5 protein-coding genes are annotated in these 3,227 nt (G+C 60.0%); 1 reads left to right on the top strand and 4 read right to left on the bottom strand.

The window, feature by feature from the left end:
- Positions 1 to 141: glutaminase (locus GNZ21_RS05500; RefSeq protein WP_269149956.1), on the bottom strand; the 141-nt coding region annotated here is incomplete at its 3' end.
- 62 nt (positions 142 to 203) lie between these two features.
- On the opposite strand from GNZ21_RS05500, the gene GNZ21_RS05495 reads away from it, so the two are divergent.
- Complete coding sequence (locus GNZ21_RS05495; protein WP_157322146.1) at positions 204 to 437, top strand: hypothetical protein; 234 nt, start codon at positions 204 to 206, stop codon at positions 435 to 437.
- 13 nt (positions 438 to 450) lie between these two features.
- Here the strand turns inward: GNZ21_RS05495 and GNZ21_RS05490 are convergent, their stop codons facing one another.
- The 3 genes from GNZ21_RS05490 to GNZ21_RS05480 form a co-directional block, all read right to left on the bottom strand.
- Positions 451 to 1,041, bottom strand: coding sequence for a hypothetical protein (locus GNZ21_RS05490; RefSeq protein WP_157322144.1), 591 nt, complete (start codon positions 1,039 to 1,041; stop codon positions 451 to 453).
- 573 nt (positions 1,042 to 1,614) lie between these two features.
- On the bottom strand, positions 1,615 to 2,886 hold the full coding sequence (locus GNZ21_RS05485) for an ATP-binding protein (protein WP_157322142.1): 1,272 nt from the start codon (positions 2,884 to 2,886) through the stop codon (positions 1,615 to 1,617).
- Between the two features lie 178 nt (positions 2,887 to 3,064).
- Complete coding sequence (locus tag GNZ21_RS05480; protein ID WP_331250812.1) at positions 3,065 to 3,223, bottom strand: glutaminase; 159 nt, start codon at positions 3,221 to 3,223, stop codon at positions 3,065 to 3,067.
- Positions 3,224 to 3,227: the final 4 nt, after the last annotated feature.

The raw sequence follows: 3,227 nt of genomic DNA, 5'->3' as shown, positions 1-3,227 counted from the left end.
GTTATTGGCCAGAGTGGCGGCCATGCGGGCAATATCGCGGACGGTGACCAGCACGCAGCACTGATCGGTGTAGCCACGGACGGCTTCTTCGGGTTCCGCGGCGAGCACCTCGTGGGTCTTGAGCATATGAGCGATGGCCAGGGCAGATCGCCGACACCCCGCAGTCGAGGCTCTTCGGTGCGGCGGTCTATAACCTCTACAACGTGATCACTGGCAGGGTGCGCCGGTTCGTCAACCCGGTGGGTGCCTACTCCTGGGATCTGCTGGCGGGCCTTCAGCTGGCCCTCGAACACGGCTGTACCGTCACCATCGACGACGCCCCCTACACCGGTGAGTACCTCCACCCGGGCGTCAAATACCGCGTCGATATCTCCCGGGGTGATCAGACAAACCACGACGTCGCCGACTCGCCCATCGCGCACAGTACACCGATCTGAGGCGGGTCGGAGGTTAGGGCGTAGAGCCGTGCCAGGTCACTGCCAGCTCGGGAAAGGCCACTGGGCGGCCATTTACCTGCTGGGCGAACTGAACATCGTTCACGTCCACCTCCGGAGGTATCAGCGCGGCCACGATGTCAAGGAGATGATCCGGTTGAAGCGGGGCACCAGGGGATACTGTGATGGCTAACCAGCCTTGCTCGAGGGCGCCGTCACCAACTATCACCATGTCGACGGCCACAGCCGCGGTGGCCTGACTATCGTTGTTCAGAGTTAAAGTTCGCTGCACTTCATGTCCGGGATGCCGCCTCGCCTGCTCGTGGAGTTCCGCACAGACCCGATGCAACGCATCCAGCAACGACGCACTCGTGAGCACTTTCAGCAATGCATAGTCAGAGGCCGTGGGGAGTAGCTCGTCGCGTTCATGAAGGCGCATAAAGTGCTGGTAGGCGTCTCGACGCTCACCAGTCGCGTGGGTCTCGCTGAACGCCAATAACCAGCAGACCTCACGAGTAGGATCGTGGATAGTCGCCCCACGCCCTCTTCCCACGTGGAGACTCTTGACATGGCCGTAAGGCTCCACTCCAGAAATGTTTTCACCCACCCCCGGAGCAGATGCACGTTTACCGACGAAAGCACGCACTGCCTCACGGAGGTATGCAAATCGCTCGGCTTCCCGACTCGCGTGTTCTACATCGAGGCCAAGGTCTTCTTGCAGACAGCGCTGGGTGACTCTTAGCTTTGTCACCGTAAACGGACCTTAGCTAGAAGACGGCAGTGCCCTCAGGGCATTCGCGGCCTGCTCAGCCCACTGATCAATCTCAGCGCTCCTGGTCTGCGTCCATTCATGGGTAGACGTCGCTCGGCGGATCCGAAGCTGCTCGCGGAACTCAGAAATCCCCATCTGCTTGACAGCATGCACGGCCGCAGGGAGATTCTGCGACGATTCTCCCTGTGCAAGGTTGAGAACGGGGCGAGTTGCAATGGCCATGAGCTCAATGATAACCGATCAGGGGCTCACGGGCACAAAACAACGACGCCGCCGACTCGCACCACGCTCAGACCGCACCACCCTGCCCAGGCTTAGTCCCAGTCGACGGACTTCGTCACCTCCACGGCAATTTCCGGGCATTCTACGCAGCTACGGGAGAGCTCCGGCTTCACCTCCTCGATTTGCTCAAAACCAGAGTCTGTCTACCGGCATCACATGGAGCCGCTCTTCATAGGTGTAGGACCGAGTGCCGGTGCTCAGTGCGATGCCGGCAACGAACCGGTCTCCGAGCGCTTTACGCAGTTTCCGCAGCCCGGTGAAGTCTTTGCCGGGAATTCGCTCCGAGGCTTTTACCTCGAACGCGAGCACACGTCCGTCGTCAAGCTCAATGATGAAATCGACTTCGTCGTCATCGCTTGTTCGCCAGTGCCCGATGGTGTGTGGTTGCGGAAGCCACGAAGCTTGAGTCCGCAGTTCCTCGACAACGAAAGTCTCCATCAGGTGGCCGAATTCTGTTTGCACGGTCGGGTCCACAGCAGCGAGTTTTGCGACCCCAATCCGGTGCAGGCGTGCCGCTAGGCCTGAGTCGACAACGTGAACTTTTGGGGAACTGGTAGCTCGAGAATGAAGCGTCTTGCCCCAAGCTGGGAGGCGGTGGACCAAATAGAGATCCTCTAACAGCCGGATGTGGCTTTCCACGGTGTCGCGACTGGCTCCGATTCCTTCGCCGATCTTATTGACGTTGAGGATCTGGGCCGTTCGTCCGGCCAGACGGCTGAGCACCTCGTTCAAGACTTGTCGCTGACGGATCCGAAACAGTTCCACGGCATCTCGCTCGATTGAGGTGCGCAGATAGTCGTCAAACCAGCGAGCTCTGGAGGCTTCACTGCGTTGCCGAGGCGTAGGAAGGCCGCCCGCGCACAGCCTTGCGGCGTACTCTTCCCGTGTAGTGGACGAAGTGGGTTGGGCCATTACCGTTTCTGTTGGGTCCTCGAACAAGGACTCGATAACCGAGCCCTCGCGTCTTTCGATCTCCCTCTGGCTCAGCGGCCATATGACCATCGAATGCAGGCGCCCGGTCAGCGCTTGGGCGGTTCGTGGCAGTGCATCATGTCGTGTGGAGCCGGTCAGCACCGCGGTGCCTGGCGCACTGCCAGTCCGGTTGAGGCGCGCCTTGATGGCGTCCAGAATTTCGGGAAGGTGCTGATACTCATCAATGCACAACGGTGACGGCGGGGTGCCAATGGCTGCAGTGGGATTTCTGCTGACCGCCTCCCTGGTCTCCAGGTCGTCGAGATCCATGATTTGCCGGCCTTGTTCGGCGGCATAGTGTCGCAGCAGTGTGGACTTGCCCACTGAGCGGGGGCCATGCAGCGCAATGACCGGTTCCTCTGCCGAACGTTCTTGCAGAATTCCGGCGATGCGACGAGGCACCAGCCCCGGATCACTGTCGACCATAGAAGTAGACTATCAAATCACGAAGGTGCTCTACTAGAAAATTTTGAGCCATCTGTACTCGGAAATTTCGAGTGTTTCTCCTCTTAGATGTTGAGCAGACCCCGAAACAACGCCGCCGCCTGCTCCTGACTCGTGCGATTCTCTGGCGAATTGTGCTTCGGCGGCTGAGGACCGAGGGTTAGTCGCCGGAGAACTCTCTCAGCCGTTGGGCCACGTCGCGCCGCTCACTGGCCATCAGATGCAGACCCAGGTCCGCGGAGAGCCGGGCGAACATTTCCACGCCCTGGATGCTGTTGCCCTCATCGTCCAGCCGGGGAGCAAAGGAAGCTAGGCCCACCTGA

Origin of the sequence: Nesterenkonia alkaliphila, from assembly GCF_009758175.1 — a bacterium.
Classification (GTDB): domain Bacteria; phylum Actinomycetota; class Actinomycetes; order Actinomycetales; family Micrococcaceae; genus Nesterenkonia; species Nesterenkonia alkaliphila.
This window is presented reverse-complemented; position numbering and strand designations above follow the sequence as displayed.